General features: G+C 63.4%; 1 pseudogene. It reads right to left on the bottom strand.

Features of this window, described 5'->3' with window-relative positions:
• Nucleotides 1-257 (bottom strand): annotated as a pseudogene (locus AC0IYH_RS32515) (hypothetical protein); the annotation flags it as partial.

Genomic DNA, 257 nt, shown 5'->3' with positions numbered 1-257 from the left:
ACCCGGCCGGGTCGCGGCGTACCGAACCTTCCTTGATCTCGGCTGCCTCGACGACTTCGACCTGCTCGCCATTCAAGGCCTTCTGCACAGTCTGCTGGGTCAGCACGCTGGAGAGGATGGTCTTGCCGGAATCGGTGAAGTCATAAACGGTGGACGAGCCTTGCAGCGGCACCGAGGCCAGGCGCTGACCGCGGCTATCGAACACGTCGGCAGTCAGCGCGTGGGTCAGCACCACACCCATGAAGCTCTCGCTCTTC

This window comes from Pseudomonas sp. AC463, assembly GCF_979253585.1.
This window is presented reverse-complemented; position numbering and strand designations above follow the sequence as displayed.